17 protein-coding genes and 1 tRNA gene are annotated in these 18303 nt (G+C 71.7%); 10 read left to right on the forward strand and 8 right to left on the reverse strand.

The features are described 5' to 3' along the window. Positions 1-68: 68 nt before the first annotated feature. Together cyaB and VIS07_20600 are read right to left on the reverse strand one after the other, a co-directional pair. Positions 69-617, reverse strand: coding sequence for a class IV adenylate cyclase (gene cyaB / locus VIS07_20595; protein ID HEY8517918.1), 549 nt, complete (start codon positions 615-617; stop codon positions 69-71). Between the two features lie 11 nt (positions 618-628). Then, complete coding sequence (locus VIS07_20600; protein HEY8517919.1) at positions 629-1105, reverse strand: hypothetical protein; 477 nt, start codon at positions 1103-1105, stop codon at positions 629-631. Between the two features lie 143 nt (positions 1106-1248). Here VIS07_20600 and surE point away from each other — a divergent pair, with 143 nt between their 5' ends. The 3 genes from surE to aspS are packed head-to-tail and all read left to right on the forward strand — an operon-like array spanning position 1249 to position 5175. Then, positions 1249-2031 (forward strand): 5'/3'-nucleotidase SurE, encoded by a 783-nt coding sequence (gene surE / locus VIS07_20605; protein HEY8517920.1) that lies wholly within the window; start codon positions 1249-1251, stop codon positions 2029-2031. A 34-nt stretch (positions 2032-2065) separates the two neighbouring features. Then, positions 2066-3358 carry a histidine--tRNA ligase gene (gene hisS, locus VIS07_20610; GenBank protein HEY8517921.1) on the forward strand — a complete coding sequence of 431 codons (1293 nt, stop codon included), beginning with the start codon at positions 2066-2068 and terminating at the stop codon, positions 3356-3358. Continuing rightward, a complete protein-coding gene (gene aspS / locus VIS07_20615) occupies positions 3355-5175 on the forward strand; it encodes an aspartate--tRNA ligase (protein HEY8517922.1) in 1821 nt (606 codons plus the stop codon). Before hisS ends, aspS begins: the two co-directional genes overlap by 4 nt. A gap of 25 nt (positions 5176-5200) precedes the next feature. On the opposite strand, the gene ald is transcribed toward aspS, so the two are convergent. Beyond that, a complete protein-coding gene (ald, locus tag VIS07_20620) occupies positions 5201-6316 on the reverse strand; it encodes an alanine dehydrogenase (GenBank protein HEY8517923.1) in 1116 nt (371 codons plus the stop codon). A gap of 129 nt (positions 6317-6445) precedes the next feature. Here ald and folD point away from each other — a divergent pair, with 129 nt between their 5' ends. Genes folD through gcvPB form a run of 5 tightly spaced genes read left to right on the forward strand, consistent with a single transcriptional unit; the run spans position 6446 to position 11888 of the window. Beyond that, complete coding sequence (gene folD, locus VIS07_20625) at positions 6446-7312, forward strand: bifunctional methylenetetrahydrofolate dehydrogenase/methenyltetrahydrofolate cyclohydrolase FolD (GenBank protein HEY8517924.1); 867 nt, start codon at positions 6446-6448, stop codon at positions 7310-7312. Positions 7313-7318: 6 nt separating this feature from the next. Continuing rightward, positions 7319-8422 carry a glycine cleavage system aminomethyltransferase GcvT gene (gcvT, locus tag VIS07_20630; GenBank protein ID HEY8517925.1) on the forward strand — a complete coding sequence of 368 codons (1104 nt, stop codon included), beginning with the start codon at positions 7319-7321 and terminating at the stop codon, positions 8420-8422. Positions 8423-8445: 23 nt separating this feature from the next. Further along, positions 8446-8838, forward strand: a complete 393-nt coding sequence (gene gcvH / locus VIS07_20635) for a glycine cleavage system protein GcvH (protein ID HEY8517926.1) — start codon at positions 8446-8448, stop codon at positions 8836-8838. Positions 8839-8880: 42 nt separating this feature from the next. Continuing rightward, positions 8881-10257: an aminomethyl-transferring glycine dehydrogenase subunit GcvPA gene (gene gcvPA / locus VIS07_20640; protein ID HEY8517927.1), complete on the forward strand. Its 1377-nt coding sequence runs from the start codon at positions 8881-8883 to the stop codon at positions 10255-10257. Beyond that, positions 10257-11888, forward strand: coding sequence for an aminomethyl-transferring glycine dehydrogenase subunit GcvPB (gene gcvPB / locus VIS07_20645; protein ID HEY8517928.1), 1632 nt, complete (start codon positions 10257-10259; stop codon positions 11886-11888). The genes gcvPA and gcvPB overlap by 1 nt, the downstream gene beginning before the upstream one ends. 102 nt (positions 11889-11990) lie before the next feature. Here gcvPB and VIS07_20650 read toward each other — a convergent pair whose 3' ends face one another. Next, positions 11991-13226, reverse strand: a complete 1236-nt coding sequence (locus VIS07_20650) for a TonB C-terminal domain-containing protein (GenBank protein HEY8517929.1) — start codon at positions 13224-13226, stop codon at positions 11991-11993. Between the two features lie 48 nt (positions 13227-13274). Between VIS07_20650 and tatA the strand changes: the two genes are divergently transcribed. Next, positions 13275-13514, forward strand: coding sequence for a twin-arginine translocase TatA/TatE family subunit (gene tatA / locus VIS07_20655; GenBank protein HEY8517930.1), 240 nt, complete (start codon positions 13275-13277; stop codon positions 13512-13514). An 18-nt stretch (positions 13515-13532) separates the two neighbouring features. Here the strand turns inward: tatA and VIS07_20660 are convergent, their stop codons facing one another. Both VIS07_20660 and VIS07_20665 read right to left on the reverse strand, forming a co-directional pair. After that, positions 13533-14921, reverse strand: coding sequence for an MJ0042-type zinc finger domain-containing protein (locus VIS07_20660; GenBank protein ID HEY8517931.1), 1389 nt, complete (start codon positions 14919-14921; stop codon positions 13533-13535). A 46-nt stretch (positions 14922-14967) separates the two neighbouring features. Next, positions 14968-15051: transfer RNA gene (locus tag VIS07_20665), tRNA-Leu, on the reverse strand. Positions 15052-15181: 130 nt separating this feature from the next. Here VIS07_20665 and VIS07_20670 point away from each other — a divergent pair. After that, complete coding sequence (locus VIS07_20670; protein HEY8517932.1) at positions 15182-16396, forward strand: AI-2E family transporter; 1215 nt, start codon at positions 15182-15184, stop codon at positions 16394-16396. Positions 16397-16472: 76 nt separating this feature from the next. Here VIS07_20670 and VIS07_20675 read toward each other — a convergent pair whose 3' ends face one another. Further along, the gene (locus VIS07_20675; protein HEY8517933.1) at positions 16473-17738 is read right to left on the reverse strand and encodes an ammonium transporter; all 1266 of its coding nucleotides are present in this window, start codon (positions 17736-17738) and stop codon (positions 16473-16475) included. 217 nt (positions 17739-17955) lie between these two features. Beyond that, complete coding sequence (locus tag VIS07_20680) at positions 17956-18294, reverse strand: P-II family nitrogen regulator (protein HEY8517934.1); 339 nt, start codon at positions 18292-18294, stop codon at positions 17956-17958. Positions 18295-18303 lie beyond the last annotated feature (9 nt).

An 18303-nucleotide genomic window follows, 5' to 3' on the forward strand; every position in this document is an offset into this window, starting at 1 on the left:
CGCCGCGGCTCGCGCGCGGCGACGACAGCGCGCCGTCGCGCGACACGTCGGCGCGGTGCGTGGCGCAGCTAGCGCGTCGTGCGGCGCGCGAGCAGCTCGAGGTAGCTCTCCGGGATCGGTGCGAGGTGCGCGAGCCCCAGACGCTCCTGCGCCGCGCGCAGCCGCGCGCGGCCGTCCTCGACCGTCTGCGACGCGACCTCGACCTCGCAGAACGTGCCCAGGCCGTCGACCTCGTCGATCGTGACGTGGACCGTCAGGTCGCCGTCGAGCGTCCACTCCTCGCGCCGCTTGCGCACCTCGGCCGCGACGCGGAAGCCGAGCCGCTCGAGGAGGCGCGACGCGGTCGGGTGATCCGTCTGCAGCGCGAGCTCGATCTCCTCGCGGGTCTTGAGCGGCGGATCGAGCTTCGGACCCTTGTAGGTCACGCGCAGCTCGTCGCCGTCGGCGCGCAGCCGCAGCGCCTCGTCGGTCGACGCGAAGTCGCGCGTCGGGTGCGCGAAGTAGGTGTCGACCTGCGTTCGCGTGCCGTGCGCGCGTGCGCCGAGCGCCGCGAGACGCGCCCGCAGAGGATCTACGTCGCCCGGCGCGAGCGCGAGCTTGATCTCGGCCTCGAGCACGTCAAGCACCCTCAAGCATACGCGCGCCGGAAGTGCTCGAGCATCGCGTCGTCGACGTTGCGGATCGGGTAGCGATCGCCGGAGCTCAGGTTGACGACGCGCGCGCCCTCGAGATCGATGCGCAGCCGCGCCCCCGTGTGGATCGCGAGCGACTCGTTGACCGCCACCGCGGGTAGCCCGAGCTCGAACGCGTAGCGCGCGAACGCGGGATCGTACGAGTAGGCGACCACCGCGGCGATCCGCGCACCCAGCATCGCGCGCACGCCCGCGTCGTTGGACGTCCCCGCGGCGAAGTCGCCGCCGCCGACCACGATGTCGCCGGGCGAGACGCGGCTCGGGAAGCTCGGGTCGATCGGCGTCATCAGGAAGCGCTCGGGATGCGGATCGTCGTGGCGCGACGGCGGCAGGATCAGATCGGCCGTCACGTCGAGGCCGAACGCCCACGCGTTGCCGGTGAGGATCGGACAGCGCGCGTCTGCGGCCGGCATGCCGCCTCCATAGGCTTCGTCCGCCGCCGGCTCAACAGGTTTCGCGGCCGCGGCCACAAGTCCGCCGTGCCGGCGCGGCGGCTTCGCCGCACGCGCGCAACGGGCTTCGCCCGGCGGCGACGCAACCGTTACCAAAGCGGGTCATGCGCATCCTCGTGACCAACGACGACGGCATCCTGGCGCCGGGGCTCGCGGCCCTGGCGCACGTGCTGCGGCCGCTCGGCGAGATCGACGTCGTGGCGCCCGAGGCGGGGCAGAGCGGTGCCGCGCACGCGATCACCTTCATGTCGCCGCTGATCACCCAGCGGGTGAAGGTCGGCACCGAGCTCGAGGGCTGGAGCGTCGACGGCAGCCCCGCGGACTGCGTGAAGCTCGGCGTGCGCGCGCTGTGCGGCGGGCGTCCCGACCTCGTCGTCTCCGGCATCAACGCCGGCTCGAACCGCGGCGTCGACGTCATCTACTCGGGCACCGTCGCGGCGGCGGTCGAGGCCGCGTTCATCGGCATCCCGGCGCTCGCGATCTCGCTCGAGGCTTCGGAGGTGCTGGACTTCGAGCGCGCCGCGGTCCACGCGCGCGTGATCGTCGAGCGCGCGATCGAGCTCGGCATCTCGCCGGGCATGGTGCTGAACGTCAACATCCCGCGCCTCGATCGTGGCGAGCCGCGCGGCGTCCGGATCGTCCCGCAGAGCACCGCGCCGTGGACCGACACGTACGACCGGCGCACCGATCCGCGCGGTCGCGCGTACTTCTGGCTCACGGATCAGGGCGACCGCGAGCCCGAGAGCGACGACACCGATCTGTCCGCTCTGCGCGCGGGCTACATCACCGTGACGCCGCTGCAGTACGACCTCACGCAGTACGCGCAGCTCGCGCAGCTCCGCGAAACCTGGGGTCCGCATCGCGGTCCGACGAATCCGACTGATTGAGAAGATCCCTTCGCATGATATCCCGAAGGGTTCGATGAACATCACCGCCGTCAAGGGATTCCGCGACGCGCTGCCCGAGGCGGCGCGCCTGCTGTCCCGCGTCGAGAATGCGGCGGTGCGGGTGCTCGAGACCTACGGCTACGCCGAGATCCGCTTGCCGATCGTCGAGCGCACCGAGCTCTTCGCGCGCGCGATCGGCGAGACCACCGACATCGTCGAGAAGGAGATGTACACCTTCCCGGACCGCGACGAGACGCTGCTCACGCTGCGTCCGGAGGGGACCGCGCCGCTCGTGCGCGCCTACGTCGAGCACCATCTCGATCAGAAGGATCCGGTCGGGCGCTTCTACTACCTCGGGCCGATGTTCCGGCACGAGCGTCCGCAGAAGGGACGCCACCGGCAGTTCTACCAGGTGGGCGCCGAGCTGATCGGACGCGAGGATCCGCTCGCCGACGCCGAGCTCCTGCTCGCGATGTGGGACGTGCTCGACGCCGTCGGCGTGCGCGGCGCGACGCTGCTCCTGAACTCGCTCGGCGACGCGCAGTGCCGTCCCGCGTACCGCGACGAGCTGCGCGCGTTCGGCCAGTCGCGCCTCGACGAGCTGTGCGAGAACTGCCGACGCCGGCTCGACAAGAACCCGCTGCGGATCCTCGACTGCAAGGAACCCGGATGCCGCGAGGCGACCAAGGACGCGCCGCGCCTGATCGATCACCTCTGTGAGCCGTGCGCGACGCACTTCGCGCGCGTGCGCGCGCTGCTCGACGCGCAGGGCGTGCCGTACGAGCTCGACCCGCGTCTCGTGCGCGGGCTCGACTACTACGTGCGCACGACGTTCGAGGTGATGGGTCCCGGTCTCGGCGCGCAGGGCGCAGTCGGCGCGGGCGGACGCTACGACGGGCTCGTCGCGCAGCTCGGCGGTCCGCCGGTGTCCGGAATCGGATTCGCATTCGGCGTCGACCGCCTGGTGCTGTCGCTGCAGGCGTCGGACCCGAGCGTCGACGCACAGGTCGCGGCCGAGCTCGCCCCCGAGATCTTCATCGCCCCGCTCGGGGCCGAGGCCGAGGCCGAAGCGCTCGGCGTCGCACGGCGGCTGCGCGCCGCCGGATTGCGCGTCGAGCTCGACGGTGGCCGCAGCCTGAAGAGCTTGATGCGTCGGGCGGACAAGCTCGGCGCGAAGCAGGTGATGATCCTCGGCGAGGAAGAGCTCGCGCAGCGCCGCGCGACGATGCGCGACATGGAGGCCAAGCAGGACCGCAAGCTGGCGGTGGACATCGACCTGACCGGCGACGCGCTTCTCGCGGCCGTGGGGGCGAGGAGGAGCGCATGACGACGGTGGCAGAGAAGGAGCACGCACCCATCCAGCTCGACACGCTCGGCGACTGGCGGCGCAGCGTGTACTGCGGCGAGGTCCGCATGAGCGACGTCGGGCGCGAGCTGATCCTGATGGGCTGGGTCGCGAACCGCCGCGACCACGGTGGCATCGTGTTCATCGACCTGCGCGACCGCACCGGCATCGTGCAGCTCGTGCTCGACCCCGACGACAGCCCGGTCGCGCACCAGCGCGCGCACGCCCTGCGCAGCGAGTTCGTGATCGCGGTGCACGGCAAGCTCGCGGCGCGGCCGCCCGAGACGCGCAACGAGGCGCTGCCGACGGGCGACGTCGAGCTGCGCGTCGACGAGCTGCGCGTGCTGTCGACCTCGCGCGTCCTGCCGTTCCCGCTCGACGAGGCGAGCGAGGCGAACGAGGCGGTCCGGCTCAAGCACCGCTACCTCGACCTGCGGCGTCCGCGCTTGACGCACAACCTGATGGCGCGCCACCGCGCGACCGCCGCGATCCGCCGCTACCTCGACGAGCGCGGCTTCGTCGACATCGAGACCCCGATCCTCACGCGCTCGACCCCGGAGGGCGCGCGCGACTACCTCGTCCCGAGCCGCGTCAATCCAGGAATGGTGTACGCGCTGCCGCAGTCGCCGCAGCTCTTCAAGCAGATCCTGATGGTGTCGGGCTTCGATCGCTACTACCAGATCGTCCGCTGCTTCCGGGACGAGGATCTGCGCGCCGACCGCCAGCCCGAGTTCACGCAGGTCGACATCGAGATGTCCTTCGTCGGCGCGGAGGACGTCATGGCGCTGACGGAAGGTCTGCTGGTCGCGGGCGCGCGCGCGATCGGCGCGCCGGAGCCGCCGACGCCGTTCCCGCGCATGCACTACGACGAGGCGATGCGGCGCTTCGGCACCGACCGTCCGGACACCCGCTTCGGCCTCGAGATCTGCGAGCTCTCGGACCTGATGCGCGAGAGCAAGGCGCGCATCCTCGCGGAGGCGGTCGCGCGCGGCGGCGCCGTCGCGGGCATCGTCGCCGAGGACGGCCGGCGGCTGTCGCGTCGCGAGCTCGACGAGCTCGTCGCCTGGGTGCAGACGCTCGGCGCCGGCGGCCTCGCCTGGATCCGCGCCGCGGAGGACGGCTGGCAGTCGCCGCTCGCGAAGTTCTTCGACGAGGGCGAGCGCGAGAAGATCTGCGAGCGCACCGGGCTGCGGACGGGCGGCGTGCTGTTCCTCGTCGCCGGGCCGCGCACGCACGCGCTGACCATCCTCGGCCAGCTGCGCCTGCGCCTCGCCAACATGCTCGGCATGATCCCCGAGGGGAAGTGGAACTATCTCTGGGTGACCGACTTCCCGCTGCTCGAGTACAACCTCGAGGCGAAGCGGCTCGCGGCGGTGCACCATCCGTTCACCGCGCCGCGCGACGAGGACATCGAGCTGCTGTCGACCGAGCCCGAGAAGGTGCGCGCGCAGGCCTACGACGTCGTGCTGAACGGCACGGAGCTCGGCGGCGGATCGATCCGTATCCACCGTCCGGACATCCAGGCCAAGATGTTCGCCGCGCTCGGCATCGACGAGGCGCAGATGCGCCACCAGTTCGGATTCTTGCTTGACGCGCTGTCGTACGGCGCGCCGCCGCACGGCGGCATCGCGCTCGGTCTCGACCGCCTGTGCATGCTGTGGCTCGGCGAGAGCTCGATCCGCGACGTGATCGCGTTCCCGAAGACGCAGAAGGCGTCGGACCCGATGAGCGAGGCGCCGTCGCCGCCGACGCCGGCGCAGCTGCGCGAGCTCGGGCTGCGCTTCGTGCGCGGCGAGTGACGCGGGCCGCGTCGCTCCGCGTCGATCAACCCAGCACGTCGCGCACCGGCGTCGCCTCGAGGCCGCAGGCCTCCGCGACGCCCGCGTGCACGACCTTGCCGCGGTAGACGTTGAGCGCGCGCTGCAGCGGCACGCTGGCGCGCAGCGCCTGCTCGACGCCCGCGTCGGCGATCTGCAGCGCGTAGGACAGCGTCGCGTTGGTGAGCGCGTGCGTGGACGTGTGCGGCACGATGCCGGGCATGTTGGTCACGCAGTAGTGCACGACGCCGTGCTCGACGTAGATCGGGTCGCGGTGCGTCGTCGGGCGCGAGGTCTCCGACGTGCCGCCCTGGTCGATCGACACGTCGACCAGCGCCGCTCCCTTGCGCATCGCCGCGACGAGCTCGCGTGACAGGAGCTTCGGCGCGCGCGCGCCCGGGATCAGCACGGTGCCGATCACGAGGTCGGCGCTCAGCACCTCCTCCTCGACGTTGGCGCGGTTCGACATCACGGTGGTGACCTGGCCGCGCAGGATGTCGTGCACGTAGCGCAGCCGCGTCGCGTTCACGTCGAGGATGCTCACGTCGGCGCCGACGCCGGCGGCGACCTGGCAGGCGCTGGTGCCGGCGATGCCGGCGCCGAGAATCACGACCTTGCCCGGACGCACGCCCGACGCTCCGGACAAGAGCACCCCGCGGCCGCCGTTCTGGTGCTCGAGGCACCAGGCGCCGACCTGGATCGCGAGGCGTCCGGCCACCTCGCTCATCGGCATCAGGAGCGGCAGCGAGCCGTCGTCGAGCTGCAGCGTCTCGTAGGCGATCGCGGTCGTGTCGCTGTCGAGGAGCGCGCGTGTCAAGCGCTCGTTGGCGGCGAGGTGCAGGTAGGTGAAGAGCGCGAGCCCCGGCCGCAGGCGAGGGATCTCTTCCTCGACGGGCTCCTTCACCTTGAGCACCAGCGTGCTCTCGGCCCACAGCACCTCGGGGTCGTCGATCAGCTCGGCGCCGGCTTCGCGATAGCGCTCGTCGGCGAGCCCGGAGCCGGCGCCGGCGCCGCGCTCGACCAGCACGCGGTGGCCGTGCGCGCGCAGCGCCGCGCAGCCCGCGGGCGTCAGCGCGACGCGGTTCTCGTCGGGCTTGATCTCGCGCGGGACGCCGATCGTCATGTCTCTTGGTACCAGATCCGGCGCCGCGGACGCAGAGATCCGCGTCGTCAGCGACGCGAATCACGGCTGGACACGCGGCTCGGGGTGCACGCTGGACAGCCGTCGGGGAGGCCCGTATAGACCCCGCGAATGGCGGCGGACGAAGCAGCGGGCGCACGCATCATCGACGGCAAGGCGATCGCGCAGCGCGTACGCGAGGAGGTCCGCGCGCGCGTCGCGGAGCTCAAGCAGCGCGGCGTCGAGCCGGGGCTCGCGACCGTGCTCGTGGGCGACGATCCCGCGTCCGCGATCTACGTGCGCAACAAGAAGAAGGCCTGCGTCGAGGCCGGCATGGCGTCGTTCGGCCACGAGCTGCCGGCGTCGACCACCGAGGCCGAGCTGCTGCGCCTGATCGACGAGCTGAACGCGCGCCCCGACGTGCACGGCATCCTCGTGCAGCTTCCGCTGCCGTCGCACCTCGTGCCCGAGCGCATCATCGAGCGCATCTCGCCGGACAAGGACGTCGACGGTCTGCACGCGGTGAGCCGCGGACGTCTCGTCGCCGGTGAGCCGGGGCTGCGGCCGTGCACGCCGCTCGGCGTGCTGCGCCTGCTCGACGAGGTCGGCTGCGACCCGAAGGGCAAGCGCGCGGTGGTGGTCGGCAGAAGCCTGCTGGTCGGCAAGCCGGCGGCGCTGCTGCTCCTCGAGCGTCACGCGACCGTGACCATCTGCCACTCGCGCACCGCGGACCTCGCCGGCGAGATCGGACGCGCCGACATCCTGGTCGCCGCGATCGGCAAGGCGCAGGCGATCAAGGGCGAGTGGATCAAGCCGGGCGCGGTGGTGATCGACGTCGGCACGAACCGCACGGACGAGGGCCTCGTCGGCGACGTCGAGTTCGAGGTCGCGCGCCAGCGCGCGAGCGCGATCACGCCGGTGCCGGGCGGCGTCGGTCCGATGACGATCGCGATGCTGCTCGCCAACACCGCGCAGGCGGCCGCCGCGAGCCTGCGCTAGGGAATCATGCGCCGCACACCACTCTACGAGCAGCACCGCGCCGCGGGCGCGCGCTTCACCGAGTTCAGCGGCTGGGAGATGCCGGTGCAGTACGCGGGCATCCTCGCCGAGCACGCGCTCGTGCGCCGCAGCGCCGGGCTCTTCGACGTCTCGCACATGGGCGAGATCGAGGTGCGCGGACCGGGCGCGCTCGAGCTCTGCCAGCGCGTCGCGACCAACGACGCGTCCCGCCTCGCCGTCGGCCAGGCGCAGTACACGCTCTGGTGCGACGAGAACGGCGGCACGATCGACGACACGATCCTCTACCGGACCGGCGACGAGCGCTTCCTGTTCTGCGTCAACGCAGGCAACGCGCAGATCTGCCGCGACTGGATCCTCGAGCAGAGCAAGCACGTGCCGAACGCGGTCGTGGTCGACAGAAGCGACGAGCTCGCGCTGCTCGCGCTGCAGGGACCGCGCACGACCGACGTGCTGCAGCGCGTGGGCGCCGAGGCCGAGCTGCTCGCGCTGCCGCGCTTCGCCTGCGCGGAGGCGACGGTCGCGGGCGTGCGCGTGTTCGCGGCGCGCACCGGCTACACCGGCGAGGACGGCTTCGAGCTCTTCGTGCCGGTCGCGAGCGCGGTCGCGCTCTGGCAGGCGCTGCTCGGCGCCGCGAGCGACGACCTCGAGATCGGCCCGATCGGGCTCGGCGCGCGCGACACGCTGCGGCTCGAGGCCGGGCTGCCGCTCTACGGCCACGAGCTCGCGCGCGACGTGACGCCGCTCGAAGCGGGCCTCGGCTGGGCCGTCAAGCTCGACAAGCCGCACTTCATCGGCCGCGACGCGCTCGTCGCGCAGAAGCAGAAGGGCGTCCCGCGCCAGCTCGTCGGCCTCGAGCTGCGCGAGCCCGGCATCGCGCGCGCCGACTATCCGGTGCTCGCCGACGGCAAGCAGGTCGGACGCTGCACGAGCGGCACCAAGTCGCCGACGCTCGGCAAGGCGATCGCCCTTGCGTTGATCGCGCGGGAATCGCTAGACGCAGCGTTGTCCGTCGAGATCCGCGGTCGCGCGGTCGCGGCGGAACGCGTGCGGCTGCCGTTCTACCGCCGGCCGGCGACGCCGGCGAGCTGAAAGACGAGGACAGGATCGACGCGATGGAGCTTCCCGAGGACCTCAAGTACACCCGCGAGCACGAGTGGGTCTCGATCGACGGCACGATCGCGACCGTCGGCATCACCGACCACGCGCAGCAGCAGCTCGGCGAGGTCGTCTTCGTCGAGCTGCCCGCGGTCGGTGACCGTGTCGAGAAGTCCGAGGCGTTCGGCGTCGTCGAGTCGACCAAGGCGGTGTCGGACGTCTACGCGCCGGTCTCGGGCGAGGTCACGGAGATCAACGACGACCTGCCGGACAACCCCGAGCTCATCAACGAGGACCCCTACGGCGACGGCTGGATGATCAAGCTGCAGATCGGCGACACCGCCGAGCTCGACGAGCTGATGACCGCCGAGGAGTACCGCAAGTACATCGAGGAAAGCGCCGCCGAGTAGGTCGCAGCCGCGCGCCGGTCGGCGCCCGCAGCGGTACACGAGATGGACTACACCCCCCACACCGAGGCGGACGTCCAGGCGATGCTCGCCGAGATCGGCGTCTCGCGCATCGCCGATCTCTTCGCCCACCTGCCCGAGGACGTGCGTCTCGGGCGCGCGCTCGACATCGCGCCCGGGCTCAGTGAACCCGACCTCCGCGCGCGTCTCGCGGCGCTCGCGAGCCGCAACCGCGCCGAGGTGCTGTCGTTCGTCGGCGCGGGCGCGTACGCGCACTACATCCCGAGCGCGGTCGACGCGCTCGCCTCGCGCTCGGAGTTCGCGACCGCGTACACGCCCTACCAGCCCGAGGTCAGCCAGGGCACGCTGCAGGCGATCTTCGAGTTCCAGACGATCACCTCGATCCTGCTCGGCACCGAGCTCGCGAACGCGAGCATGTACGACGGCGCTTCGGCCGCCGCCGAGGCGGTGCTGATGGCGCTGCGTTTGCGCGCGAGCCGCACGCGCGACGCGCGCGGCGGGAAGGTGGTCGTCGCGCGCTCGCTGCACCCGAACGTCCGCCAGACGATCGCGACCTACCTGTCCTCGATGGAGGACGTGACGCTGATCGAGGCGGGCTTCGACCAGAGCGGCCGCGTACAGCTCGACGACGCGACCGCCGGCAACGGTGACGCCGCGGCGGGCGAGGTCGCGTGCGTGGTCGTCGGCTACCCGAACTTCTTCGGCGTCGTCGAGGATCTGCGCGCGGCGTCGGCGTGGGCGCAGGCGCACGGCGCGCTGCTCGTCACGGTGACGCTCGAGCCGCTCGCGCTCGGCTGGCTCACTCCGCCGGGCGCTCTCGGCGCCGACATCGCGGTCGGCGAAGGGCAGGGGCTCGGGCTGCCGCTGAGCTACGGCGGGCCGGGTGTCGGCCTGTTCGGCACGCGCGAGAGCTTTCTGCGCGCGATGCCGGGACGCATCGTCGGCGAGACCGTCGACGCCGACGGCAAGCGCGGCTTTTGCTTGACGCTGTCGACGCGCGAGCAGCACATCCGCCGCGAGAAGGCGACCTCCAACATCTGCACGAACCACAGCCTGTGCGCGCTCGCGTTCACGATCTGCGTGGCGCTGCTCGGGCCGAACGGCCTGCGCGACCTCGCGCGCCTCAACGTGCGCAAGCTGCGCTACGCGGTTGCGCAGCTCGCCGGGGCGGGGCTCGAGGAGCGCTTCACGGGTCCGACGTTCAACGAGTGCGTCATGCGCGGCGCGGACGTCTCGGGACGCTGGGAGAAGCTCGTGCGGCGCGGGATCGTCGCCGGCGTGCCGCTCGGACGCTGGTACCCCGAGCTCGACGACTCCCTGCTCGTGTGCGTCACCGACGTGCACCGCCGCGCCGACATCGAGCGGCTCGCCAGCGAGTGGCGCTCCGCGGGAGCAGCGTGATGTACGACGAGCCGCTGCTGTTCGAGGCGGGATCGCCGGGACGCCGCGCGGTCTCCCTGCCGGCCGACGACCTGCCGCCGGACGTCGCTCTGCCGGCGCTCGAGCCGGAGCTCGCGCAGCCGTCGCTCGAGGGGCTGCCCGAGCTCAGCGAGCTCGAGGTGGTGCGTCACTTCACGCGCCTCTCGCAGTGGAACTTCTCGATCGCGTCGAACTTCTACCCGCTCGGCTCGTGCACGATGAAGTACAACCCGATCGTGAACGAGTGGGCGGCGCGGCTCCCCGGCCACCAGGGGATCCACCCGCTTTGGCCCGACGTGCTGACGCAGGGCGCGCTCGCGCTGATGCACGAGCTCGAGCAGATGCTCGCCGAGGTGAGCGGCATGGACGCCGTGACGCTCACGCCCGCGGCCGGCGCGCAGGGCGAGTTCGTCGGCATCAAGATGGTGCGCGCGTACCACGAGCAGCAGGGCAACCCGCGCAAGACCGTTTTGATCCCGGCGAGCGCGCACGGCACCAACCCGGCGAGCTCGGTGCTGTGCGGCTACCGCTGCGTCGAGGTGCCGGTCGGGCGTGACGGGCTCGTGCACGTCGCGGACGTCGAGGCGCGTCTCGACGAGGACGTCGCCGCGGTGATGATCACCAACCCGAACACGCTCGGGCTCTTCGAGCGCGACATCCGCAGCATCGCCGACGCGGTTCACGCGAAGGGCGGGCTGGTCTACATCGACGGCGCGAACATGAACGCGCTCTGCGGCGTCACGCGTCCCGGCGACGTCGGCGCCGACGTGCTGCACATCAACCTGCACAAGACGTTCTCGACGCCGCACGGCGGCGGCGGTCCGGGCGCGGGTCCGGTGGGCGTCAAGAAGATCCTCGAGCCGTTCCTGCCGGTGCCGCGCGTCGTGCGAACCGCGAGCGGCTTCCAGCTCTCGGAGGACGCGCCGCTGTCGATCGGGCGCGTGCGCACGTTCCACGGCAACTTCGGCATGCTGGTGCGCGCCTACACCTACATGCTCGGGCTCGGCGGCGACGGCATCACGCGCATGACCGAGCGCGCCGTGCTGAACGCGAACTACCTGCGCAAGAAGCTCGAGCCGCTCTTGACGATCGCGCAGCGCGGGCCGTGCCTGCACGAGTGCGTGTTCACGGATCAGGGTCTCGCCGACACCGGCGTCAAGACCATGGACATCGCCAAGCGGCTGCTCGACTTCGGCTTCCACGCGCCGACGATCTACTTCCCGCTGGTGGTGAGCGGCGCAATGATGATCGAGCCGACGGAGACCGAGAGCCGCGAGACCCTCGACGCCTTCGTCGCCGCGATCGAGCGCATCGTCGCCGAGGCGCGGAAGGATCCGCAGCTGCTCAAGACCGCACCGCACACGACGCGCGTGCGCCGGCTCGACGAGGTGCGCGCGGCGCGCCGTCCGGTGCTGCGCTGGCGTCCGGCGAAGCCCGCGGACGAGGCGACGGCGTCGTCCGGTGACCCGCCTGCGTCCGATGCGCCTGCGTCGTCCGGGGAAACGCCCGCGTCTTCCGGCGACGCACCTGCGTCGTCCGGCGAGACGTCCGCGCCGGCGAGCGACGCGCCCGCGCCGTCCGCCGACCCCTCCACGGACACCGCCGAGGGCTGAGCGAGCCCCGCAGACGGGCACGAGCGCGTCCCGCGGGCAGCTTGAAGCGTCCGCTACCCTCGCAACGTCGAGCAACTCGCGCGCGCTCGCGCGAGGCGCGGCCTAGAGCAGCCCGATCCGCAGCCGGCTCTCGACCGTGCGCAGCACCGGCCCGCGCGGTCCCGGGCCGACGCCGGCGATGAGCTGCGCCTGGAAGATGAACTCGTACTCGCCGTTGGCGTTCGCCGCCGACGGCGGCGGGTTGTCGTCGAACGCGGCCTGGCGGAGCGCGTCGATCAGCGTCTGGTCGACGGCCATGCTGCCCGAGTGCTCCTCGATCTCGAGCGTCTTGAGCTTGCCGTTGCGGTCGAGGATGACGCGCGCGGTGACGATGTCGTTGGCCGCGAGGATGTCCGACGCCTCGAGGTTCTGCCGCTGGTAGATCAGCAGATTCTGGAACACGCGCGTGCCGACGCGGCGCACGAAGGGCGCGAAGCGGTCGGCCTTGGTGTTCAGCATCGTCAAGTTGCCCTGCGCGACGTCGGGCAGGGCGTCGAAGGTGCCGCGCATGCCGCCGAACAGTCCCGGCGCCGGCGGCGGAGCGCTGACCAGGTCCTTGCGCGGATCGTCGACGGCGTTCGGCCCGGTCGGACCGCCGCCGGCTGCTTGACGCTCGAGCTGCGCCTTGGCGAGCACCTCGCTCGGCGGCGCGAACAGCTCGCGCAGGCCGGGCAGCTTCTCGCGCTCTGCGGGCACGGTCTCGCCGCGCTCGACGATGCTCGGGCGCTTCGCCGCCTCCTGCGCGCGACGCTGTGCGGGCTGCGACTTCGCGGGCGCCTTCGCCGGCGCCTTGGCGGCGGGAGCCTTCGCCGGCGGAGCCTTCGCGGGCGGGGCCTTGGCCGGCGCCTCCGGTGCCGCCGGCTTCGGCGCGGGCGGCGGTGCCGGCGGCTGCGCGCTGGCGACCTGCGGCGGCTGCTGCGGCGCCTGCGGCCCGCCGGCGTCGGGATTGCCCTTGCGCACCGTCTCCTGCTCGACGCGGTTGTCGCGGTCGCTCAGGAAGGCGCGGCCGACGGGCGGCAGGTTGTTCTCCTGATCGGACGGCGCGACGATCTGCCGCCGCGTCTCCGCGGCGGCGAGCCGATCGGCCGGACGCTGCGCGGGCGGCGGTGGGGGTGCCTCGGCCGGCGCGGGCGCGAGCTTGACCACGACCGGCGGCGGCTCGAAGTCGCCGAGCGACAGCTTCGCGCCGCGTAGCCACAGCAGCATCAGCGCGTGCACCGCGATCGACAGCAGCAGGAAGTAGAACAGCGTCGAGGCGCGCGGGGCGTGCGGTTCCTGCGGTTCGCTCAGCGTTGCCACGGCAAGCGCTCCTTGCGGTAGGCGAACCCCTTTCCTACAGTGGAATCGATGGGACTGGGAATTCCCGAGCTGTTGATCATCCTGATCGTCGTGCTGATCATCTTCGGCCCGGGGAAGCTGCCCGCTCTCGGTAGTGGCGTGGGTAACGCGCTACGGAACTTTCGCAAGGCAGTGAACCAGCCCGACGCGATCGACGTCACGCCCCCGCAGGAGGACGACGCGAATCGCACCGCGCACGCGCAGAGCGCCGGCGACACCTCGTCGGCCAACACCGAGCGCAGCGCCTGATCCCGCACGGATCGCCGCTCACGCCGTCCGCGCGTCGATCACGCGGCACGTGACCTCGGTCGTCCCGGGCGGCGGATCGGGGAACACCAGGAGGAAGCTCGCCGACTCCCCGGGGCGGATCACGAAGCGCCGGTTCGGCTCGAGCCGCAGCAGCATCTCGACCTCGCTCGGCGACAGATCCTGGATGGTCTTGCGCTGCTGGTTCGCGGCGTAGACCGTCTGCCGCCGCTGCTCGACGCCGTTGACCAGCAGCCGACCCTCGATCTCGATGATGCGCAGGTCCTCGTTGGTGGTGTTGATCGCGCGTCCGCTGACGACGTACGCCGGGCGGCCGCCCTTGATGTGATCGAGGCCGCCCTCGACCTGCGTGAGCTGCAGACGCCAGACGAGCAGGTGGTCGCCGCCGAGCAGGCGGCCGAGGATCGGCACGCGGCTCAGCGTCTCGAGCGCCTCGGCCGGACGCCGGTCGAGCGCGACCGCGAGGCCGAGGTAGATCGCGCACACCGTGCCGACGCCGATCGCCACCGCGCGCAGCGGTGAGCGGCTCTCGCTCGCGGCCGCCGACTTGATGCGCCGCGGGTTGATCGGCGGACGCCGCTGGCGGTCGTCGGAGGCGAGGATCGGCCGGCGCGGCTCGTCGTCCTCGAGGTCTTCGAGGTCGTCGAAGTCGTCCTCGTCGCGCAGGCGGAGCTCGTCGCGGTGCGAGCGCTGACGTGCGGGGCGTGCGCGCTCGCGCTCGCGCTGTCGTTCGAGCTCGCGCTCCCGCTCGCGGGCCCGCTCGCGTTCCCGCTGCCGCTCGCGCTCGAGCTCACGCTCTCTCTCGCGCTCGCGTTCCCGCTCGCGCTCACGTTCGCGCTCGCGGGTAGCGCGGGCGACGAACGCCGGCTCCTCGTGCTCGTCGCGCGCGACCTCGCGCTCGCGGCTCGAGGAGCGCTCGCTGCGCGCGGCGCGCTCGCGGGCGCGCGGGGCAGGGGCTGGGCGGACGTCCTCGGGCTCGTCGTCCTCCTCGTCCTCTGCCTCGTCCGTCTCTTCTTCTTCCTCGTCGTCCTCGAGCTCTTCTTCCTCGTCGTCGGGGGCGACGTCCTCGCGCTCGTCCTCTTCCTCGTCCTCGGGCTCGGCGGCCTGCACCACGGTCTCGTCGTCCTCGGCTGCGGCGGCGGCCTCGTCCTCCTCGGTGCGTCGGCGCCGGGCGCGCGACGGACGGCTCTCGGCGGCGTCGTCGTCGCGCACGAAGGGCAGGTCGAGGTTGCGCTCCTCGGCGCGGCCGCGCGACTGGCGCGCCGGGCGCTCGGCCTCGCGCGTGAAGACGAGGCTGCAGCGCGTGCACTTGAAGACCGGGCGCGGGTCGTTGATGCGCGCGGTGGGGACCTTGTACTGGGTGCGGCAGCGCGGGCACTGGACGGTCATGTCCAACCAGCCTCCCCCCGCGCGTGCCTCGTCCCCGTCATCCCAGTGCGAGAGGGGGGACTTGAACCCCCACGGGTGTTACCCCACAGGCTTCTGAGACCTGCGCGTCTGCCAGTTCCGCCACTCTCGCGTGTGCGGACCGCGGCTCGCCGCCGCGGCACTGCGAAGGACTCATAACCGCTCGAAAGCGAGCCGGCAACGGCGAGCCGCAAAGTTGGTCGCAAGCGGGGCCGGCGGTGCGCGTGCTATCGTGCGGCGCGATGTCCACGCACGAGCTCGGCCGCGGCGAGGCGGCAGCACGCGCCGCCGATGCGCGGCTCGAGCCGGAGGCGCCGACCCAGGCGTCCCCACCGCCGACGGCGACGCCACCCTCGGCGAGCGACGCCGCGCTCGCGCAGCGGGTGTCCTGGATCCTCGGCGCGGCGCTGGTCGCCGCGCTCGCGTTCGTCGTCTACCAGGTCCTGTCGCACTTCGCGGCGGGGCTCGCGTGGGCGGTGATCCTCGCGGTGAGCGTCTGGCCGGTGCACCGCCGCATCCGCGCGCGCCTCGACCGCTGGCCCGGGCTCGCGGCCTTCACGACGATCCTGCTGGTCACGCTCGGCTTGATCGTCCCGCTGACCACGATCGGCGTCCTGCTCGTGCGCGAGCTCGAGACGCTGTCGACCGATCTACGCGGCGACCTGAGCGACCAGGTGGCGATCCTCGAGGACGCGGCGTCGCGCCTGCCGCTGGTCGGCGAGCCGCTGCGCGAGGCGCTCGTGCTGCTGCGTCAAGACACGCGCGCCGCCGTCAAGGCGCTGTTCGGCGACCACGGCGGCATCGTCTTGACGTTCGCCGGTCAGACCGCGGGCGCCGTGAGCCGGACGCTGTTCAAGCTCGTCGTCTGCCTGTTCACCGCGTTCTTCCTGTTCCGTCACGGCGACTCGCTCGCCGCGCAGCTACGCACCGCGGGACGGCGCGTCGGTGGACAGCGCCTCGAGGTCATCCTGCAGCACGTTGGCTTGACGGTGCGTGCGGTGGTCTACGGGCTGGTGATGACGGCGGCGGTGCAGGGCGTTGCCGCCGCGGTGGGCTTCTGGGTCGCCGGCGTGCCGTTTCCGTGGCTGCTCGGCGCGCTGACCATGGTGCTGTCGTTCGTGCCGATGGGGCACGCGGTGGTGTGGGTTCCGGCCGCCGTCTACCTGGTGCTCGAGCAGAGCTACTGGGCCGCGGCGGGGATCGCGATCTGGGGTGCGGGCGTGGTCGCGAGCATCGACAACGTGATCCGTCCCGTGTTCATCGGCGTGCGCACCGGCATTCCGCTGCTGCTGGTCTTCATCGGTGTGCTGGGCGGCATCCTGAGCTTCGGGATGGTCGGCCTCTTCATCGGGCCGGTCGCGATCGCGATCACGCTCGCGCTGTGGTGGGAATGGATCGGCACGCCGCCCGAGCCACCAGGGCCGAGCGGCGTGCCGTCGAAGCGCGCGGAGCGCTGAGGAGGGCGGCGGAATCGCGGCGCCCGGCTCCTCCTCCCACGAGCCGGGCGCTGCCGTCCCCCAACCACCTTCCTCGCTAGCGCACCTCGCTCGCCAGGGTGGTGGCAGCCGCAGCCACCCGGGCCCGCATCGGAGCACCAGCGGTGCCATCGAGACCGGCGTCGCCGGTGTGCAGGTCGTACGCGTACATGCCGTGCTCGCCGAGATCGAGGCCCTCGATCTCCTCCTCGGGGGAGACGCGGATGCCCGTCGTCACCTTGAGCACGCCGAAGATCAGTCCCGCGCACACCGCGGTGAACACCGCGTAGGCCACCACGCCGATCGCCTGCACGCCGAACGAGTGCTCGGGGTTGGTCGAGAAGATGCCGACCGCGAGCGTGCCCCAGATGCCGCAGGTGAGGTGGACCGAGATGGCGCCGACCGGGTCGTCGATCTTGAGGCGATCGAGGCCGAGCACCGAGGCGACGACGATCAAGCCGGCGATGAAGCCGATGATGATCGCGCCGAGCGGCGTGATCACGTCGGCGCTCGCCGTGATGCCGACGAGACCGGCGAGGATGCCGTTGAGCAGCATCGTGTGGTCGGGCTTGGTCGACACGAAGCTGTAGCCGACCAGGGCGCCGACCGCGCCGGCCGCGGCGCCGAGCGACGTCGTGACGAGCACGAGCGAGGTCTTCGCCGGGTCGGCCGACAGAACCGAGCCGCCGTTGAACCCGAACCAGCCGAGCCACAGCAGGAAGACGCCGATGGTCGCGAGTGGCATGTTCGAGCCGGGGATCGGCGTGATCTTGCCGTCCTTGCCGTACTTGCCGAGACGCGGGCCGAGGAGCAGGACGCCCATCAGCGCGCCCCAGCCGCCGACCGAGTGCACCACGGTCGAGCCCGCGAAGTCATAGAAGCCCATCTGATCGAGCCAGCCGCCACCCCACTTCCAGGAACCAGCGATCGTGTAGACGAAGGCGACGAAGATCGTCGAGAAGATCAGGAAAGGATACAGCTTGACGCGCTCCGCGACCGCACCGGAGACGATCGTCGCGCAGGTCGCGGCGAACATCGCCTGGAAGAGGAAGTCGGTCCAGTAGGTGTAGCCGCCGTCGGCGTAGCCGGGCGTCACACCGTTCTCGGGTGGCGTCAAGCCAAAACCGGCGAAGCCCAGGTAGCCGTTGAAGTCGCCGGGGTACATCAGGTTGAAGCCGACGATGAAGTACGTCAGCAGGCCGATGCACGGGATGATCGTGTTCTTGAACAGAATGTTGGTGGTGTTCTTGGCCCGCGTGAGGCCCGACTCCACCGATGCGAAGCCGAGGTGCATGATGAACACCAGGGCCGTGGCGAGCATCATCCATGCGTTGTTTGCGGCGAACAGCCCTGGGTCGACCGCCGGCGCCGCCTCCTCCGCGAAGGCAAGCGCCGGCGCGAGCACCAGCGATGCGATCGTCGCCAAGCGAAGCTTTCCAATCATGATCGTCTCCTGATCCGGGGTGCGACGCGGCGACCCCATGGTCGGTTGTCTCGCGGCGCGCTCGTCCCCCGCGGACGAGCGCGTGGCCGCGTGCGGGTTACAGAGCCTCGGCGCCCCGGTCGCCGGTCCGGATGCGAACCGCGTCGTCCACGGGGACGATGAAGATCTTCCCGTCTCCGATGCGGCCCGTGGCGGCCGCGGCGCGAATCGTGTCCGCGACGGTCGCGACGCGCGAATCGTCGACGAGCAGCTCGATCTTCACCTTGGGCAGGAAGTCGACCACGTACTCGGCGCCGCGGTACAGCTCGCTGTGCCCACGTTGCCGGCCGAAGCCTTTGACCTCCGAGATGGTCATGCCGTCGACGCCTTCGCGCGCCAGCGCTTCCTTCACCTCGTCCAACTTGAACGGCTTGATGATGGCCTCGATCTTTTTCACGCGACGCTC

The organism is Candidatus Binatia bacterium (genome assembly GCA_036563615.1).
Taxonomy (GTDB): domain Bacteria; phylum Desulfobacterota; class Binatia; order UBA12015; family UBA12015; genus DATCMB01.

Excerpts from the sequence above, each read along its gene's own strand:
- VIS07_20600 (HEY8517919.1), bottom strand. The coding sequence starts at position 1,105 with ATGCCGGCCGCAGACGCGCGCTGTCCGATCCTCACCGGCAACGCGTGG.
- surE (HEY8517920.1), top strand. The coding sequence starts at position 1,249 with ATGCGCATCCTCGTGACCAACGACGACGGCATCCTGGCGCCGGGGCTC.
- hisS (HEY8517921.1), top strand. The coding sequence starts at position 2,066 with ATGAACATCACCGCCGTCAAGGGATTCCGCGACGCGCTGCCCGAGGCG.
- aspS (HEY8517922.1), top strand. The coding sequence starts at position 3,355 with ATGACGACGGTGGCAGAGAAGGAGCACGCACCCATCCAGCTCGACACG.
- ald (HEY8517923.1), bottom strand. The coding sequence starts at position 6,316 with ATGACGATCGGCGTCCCGCGCGAGATCAAGCCCGACGAGAACCGCGTC.
- folD (HEY8517924.1), top strand. The coding sequence starts at position 6,446 with ATGGCGGCGGACGAAGCAGCGGGCGCACGCATCATCGACGGCAAGGCG.
- gcvT (HEY8517925.1), top strand. The coding sequence starts at position 7,319 with ATGCGCCGCACACCACTCTACGAGCAGCACCGCGCCGCGGGCGCGCGC.
- gcvH (HEY8517926.1), top strand. The coding sequence starts at position 8,446 with ATGGAGCTTCCCGAGGACCTCAAGTACACCCGCGAGCACGAGTGGGTC.
- gcvPA (HEY8517927.1), top strand. The coding sequence starts at position 8,881 with ATGGACTACACCCCCCACACCGAGGCGGACGTCCAGGCGATGCTCGCC.
- gcvPB (HEY8517928.1), top strand. The coding sequence starts at position 10,257 with ATGTACGACGAGCCGCTGCTGTTCGAGGCGGGATCGCCGGGACGCCGC.
- tatA (HEY8517930.1), top strand. The coding sequence starts at position 13,275 with ATGGGACTGGGAATTCCCGAGCTGTTGATCATCCTGATCGTCGTGCTG.
- VIS07_20660 (HEY8517931.1), bottom strand. The coding sequence starts at position 14,921 with ATGACCGTCCAGTGCCCGCGCTGCCGCACCCAGTACAAGGTCCCCACC.
- VIS07_20670 (HEY8517932.1), top strand. The coding sequence starts at position 15,182 with ATGTCCACGCACGAGCTCGGCCGCGGCGAGGCGGCAGCACGCGCCGCC.
- VIS07_20675 (HEY8517933.1), bottom strand. The coding sequence starts at position 17,738 with ATGATGCTCGCCACGGCCCTGGTGTTCATCATGCACCTCGGCTTCGCA.